The 3,994-nt window shown below is 70.9% G+C and carries 2 protein-coding genes; one reads left to right on the forward strand and one right to left on the reverse strand.

Annotated elements, in window-relative coordinates:
* Positions 1–187 precede the first annotated feature (187 nt).
* The gene (locus O2L52_RS17585; protein ID WP_270117102.1) at positions 188–2,203 is read right to left on the reverse strand and encodes a DNA polymerase III subunit gamma and tau; all 2,016 of its coding nucleotides are present in this window, start codon (positions 2,201–2,203) and stop codon (positions 188–190) included.
* Between the two features lie 236 nt (positions 2,204–2,439).
* On the opposite strand from O2L52_RS17585, the gene O2L52_RS17590 reads away from it, so the two are divergent.
* The gene (locus O2L52_RS17590) at positions 2,440–3,912 is read left to right on the forward strand and encodes an RICIN domain-containing protein (protein WP_270117104.1); all 1,473 of its coding nucleotides are present in this window, start codon (positions 2,440–2,442) and stop codon (positions 3,910–3,912) included.
* Positions 3,913–3,994 lie beyond the last annotated feature (82 nt).

Below are 3,994 nucleotides of genomic sequence, written 5' to 3' on the forward strand. Positions count from 1 at the left end.
CCGCGCGCGACCTTGGTATGGCGACGTTCGCGAATCCCCTTCTGTCGCCGCCATCCCGCTGATGCCCGATGGCGTTTTTGCTATCTACTACAACACGTTGGGTAGTAGGGCAGCAACAGAAGTTTTCCGCCTGTGGATAACTTCAAGCGAAATGAGCGTTATCGCAGGTCAAATGCCTGTGGATAACTTAGGCGATCTGCTTGGCGCTGAAGGCGGTCGTCAGGAGTTTCACGGCCTGCTCCTCGCTCGTGCCGAAGCCGCCCGGGGCGACGGGGTCGTCAGGGCTCGGCTCGTCGTAGTCGTCCGCCGGGGGCTCCTCGAAGGACTCCGCGGCGGGGGGCGGGGCCTGGCGCGACGGCGCGCTCTGCTGCCGCGAGCTCGGCGCCTGGCCGTTCGATGCGGGCGCGGGGCGGCTCGGCGCCGGGCTAGGCGCCGGTCCCGTTCCCGCTTTTGGGAGGCTGCCGGCCTCCCCCACTTCGCACCGGATCTTCCAGTTGCCGCCGAGGACGTCGTTGAGGACCCCCACGACGATCCCGTACGCGGGCTCCTTCTGCAGGTTCTCCGCATGGAAGGAGTGCTTGAAGGCGAGCACCACCTCGTTGTCGGTGGCGTCGGCGATCGTCGCGTCCTGCAGCAGCGCCGCAGTCGTGCGCTTCTTGTCCTTGACCGCCAACATGATCCGGTCCCACTGGCGCCGGATCGAAGCGGCCGAGGCACCGCCGGCCTCGGCGACCGGCGCGTACGCCGGGGCCGGTTCGGCGGCCGGGACGGGCTCGGCGTCCGCCCAGTCGTCAGCGGCAGCCGCCGGCTCGGGAACCGGTGCGGGCTGCGGCGGGCTCGGCTGGGGGGCTTCGTCCTCCCAGGGCGGCACGGCGACCGGCCCGGTCGGCGCGGCGACGGTCTCCTCCGCGGGCGGAGCGGCGACCGGCGCCGGGGTCGCGGCAGGGATCGGTGCAGGCGACTCGGCGACCCGCGCCAGCGCGGCGCGTGCCGCGGCTGCACCGCCGGTCGCGGTCTCGCGGGCGGGCGCCGCGAATGCGGCTCCGGCGGCGCGCTGCTCGAGGGTCTCGAGGCGCTGGGTGAGGCCGGCCATGGACTCGTCGGAGCCGGGCAGGATCGCGCGGACGCAGGCGAGTTCGAGGAGGAGGCGGGGGGCGGTGGCACCGCGCATGCCGGCGAGGCCGGCGGCGATGACCTCGGCCATGCGGGTGATGGTGGAGGTGCCCATGCGGGTGGCCTGGCTGGTCATCTTGGCGAGCTGGTCGGCGGGGGCGTCGACGAGCCCGGAGGAGCCGGCGTCGGGCACCTGGTGGAGGACGATGAGGTCGCGGAGGCGTTCGAGGAGGTCGCCGGCGAAGCGGCGGGGGTCGTGGCCGCCTTCGACGACGCGTTCGACGACTTCCATGACGGCGCGGCCGTCGGCGGCGGCGAAGGCTTCGCACATCTCGTCGAGGAGTCCGGCGTCGGTGACGCCGAGGAGTCCGGCGGCGCGTTCGTAGGTGACGCCTTCGGGTCCGGCGCCGGCGATGAGCTGGTCGAGGACGGAGAGGGTGTCGCGGGCGGAGCCGCCGCCGGAGCGGACGACGAGGGGGAGGACGTCGTCGGCGACGATCGCGCCCTCCTCGTCGCAGAGCTTGCGGCAGAGTTCGCGCATCGCGGGCGGGGCGATGAGGCGGAAGGGGTAGTGGTGGGTGCGGGAGCGGATGGTCGGGAGGACCTTGTCCGGTTCGGTGGTGGCGAAGATGAAGAGGACGTACTCGGGGGGTTCTTCGACGAGTTTGAGGAGGGCGTTGAAGCCTGCGGCGGTGACCATGTGGGCTTCGTCGATGATGTAGATCTTGAAGCGGGAGTCGACGGGGGCGAAGACGGCGCGTTCGCGCAGTTCGCGGGCGTCGTCGACGCCGCCGTGGCTGGCGGCGTCGATCTCGATGACGTCGACGGAGCCGTGGCCGTCTGCGGCGAGGGCGCGGCAGGAGCGGCATTCGCCGCAGGGTTCGGGGGTGGGGCCCTGGGCGCAGTTGAGGGAGCGGGCGAGGATGCGGGCGGAGGAGGTCTTGCCGCAGCCGCGGGGGCCCGAGAAGAGGTAGGCGTGGTTGAGCCGCCCGGCCCGGATCGCGTTGATGAGCGGTTCGGTGACGTGCTCCTGGCCTACGACCTCGGCGAAGGTCTGCGGCCGGTATTTGCGGTACAGCGCGAGTGCCACGTCTTCCTCCTGCTGGCCGGGGCTCTTCCGTTCCTGCCAGGGTACGGCCTGGCTCCGACATATGGCGGCGCGACCGGTGGAGTTGGTGCGGGCGGCACAGCGGGGGACGGCGGGTGCCGCGGGGTGTCGCGAACTCGCTGATTTCGGGCGTTCCGAGGGGTGGCCCCGCTCACGTGCAAGCGGTATCCTCTAACGATACCTACACATTTAAACGTTTCAATCTAAGGAGCTCCCCCTTGCGCACTCCCGCACCACTGCGAGCCAGACTCGTGCGCTGGCTCGCCGCGTCGGTCGTCGCCGTCTGCGCCGCCGCCGGCCTCACCGCCCTCGCGGCCGCTCCGGCGTCCGCCGTCGAGACCAACGTCTGGTACCGCCTCGTCAACGACGCCTCCGGACTCGCCGTCAGCATCGAGAACAGTTCCACGGCCACGGGCGCGAAGGCCCTGCTCGCCACCCCGTCCAACGCCACCAACCAGCAGTTCCGCTTCGTGGACGCCGGGAGCGGCTACTACCGGATCGAAGCCCGGCACTCCGGTCAGGTCCTCGACGTCTACGCCAAGTCCACCGCGAACGGCGCCGACATCACCCAGTGGACCTCCAACGGCGGCACCAACCAGCAGTGGCAGGTCAACACCCAGTCCGACGGCAGCGTCGAGCTCGTGAACCGCAACTCCGCCAAGGCCCTCGACAACTGGGAGTGGGCCACCACCCCCGGCAGCCGCGTCTCCCAGTACGACCGCAACAACCTCGAGTCGCAGCACTGGAAGCTCGTGCCGATCGGCACGGGCGGCACGGCCGGGAACGGCTCCCTCACCGACGCGAACGTGCAGTTCTACGGCCGCTGGGACAAGGACGACGCCGCCTGGCACCAGATGGGCTGGGCCGGCGGGTACGTCGAGACCGCCTTCACCGGCGCCTCGATCGGCGTGAAGCTGCGCGGCGCCATCGACATGTGGTACTCGATCGACGGCGGCGCGGAGACCTGGATGCGCGGTGTCTCCGGCAACGTGACCGTCCGCAGCGGCCTCAGCGGCACCCACACGATCCGCATCGGCTTCCGCGAGCGCGCCGGCTCCTACACCGGCGACCCGTCCTTCGGCGGCTTCATCCTCGCCTCGGGCGGCGCGACCGCCCCCACGGTGCGTCCCGACAAGCACATCGAGTTCGTCGGCGACTCCATCACCGTGGGCCAGCCGAACGCGAACCGTCCCTTCTCGACGTACGCGTGGAACTCGGCCGAAGCGCTCGGCGCCTCCCACATGCAGGTCGCCGAGGGCGGCGCGTGCGTCTCGACCACCGACTGCCGCGGCATGGTCGACTGGTTCCTGCGCACCACCAACCAGGACGCGAACGACATGTGGGAGTTCAACACCTACGAGACCGACCTGGTCGTCATCAACCTGGGCACCAACAACAAGGTGTCCGCGGCGCAGTTCCAGGCCGACTACATCCTGCTGCTGCAGCGGGTCCGCCAGTCGTACCCGAACGCGGAGATCCTCGCCATGGGCGTCTTCCGCGAGCGCCTGCTCACGGAGGTCCAGAACGCCGTCACCAACCGCAACAACGCCGGCGACGCGAAGGTCCACTACGTCGACACCCGCGGCTGGGTCGACCCGGCCACCGACACCAGCGACAACGTGCACCCGCACGACGCCGGGCACGCGAAGATCGCGAGCCTGCTGACCCCGGTTCTCGACCGGTACATCTAAGGTCCACTCAGGATGACAGTGGTGGCCGGGGGGCAGTAGGCGGGGGCCCCCCGGCGGCCAGGGGGGGCGCGGGGGGGGCGCG

The organism is Glycomyces algeriensis (assembly GCF_027622855.1).
In the GTDB taxonomy this organism is placed as follows: Bacteria; Actinomycetota; Actinomycetes; order Mycobacteriales; family Micromonosporaceae; genus Glycomyces; species Glycomyces algeriensis.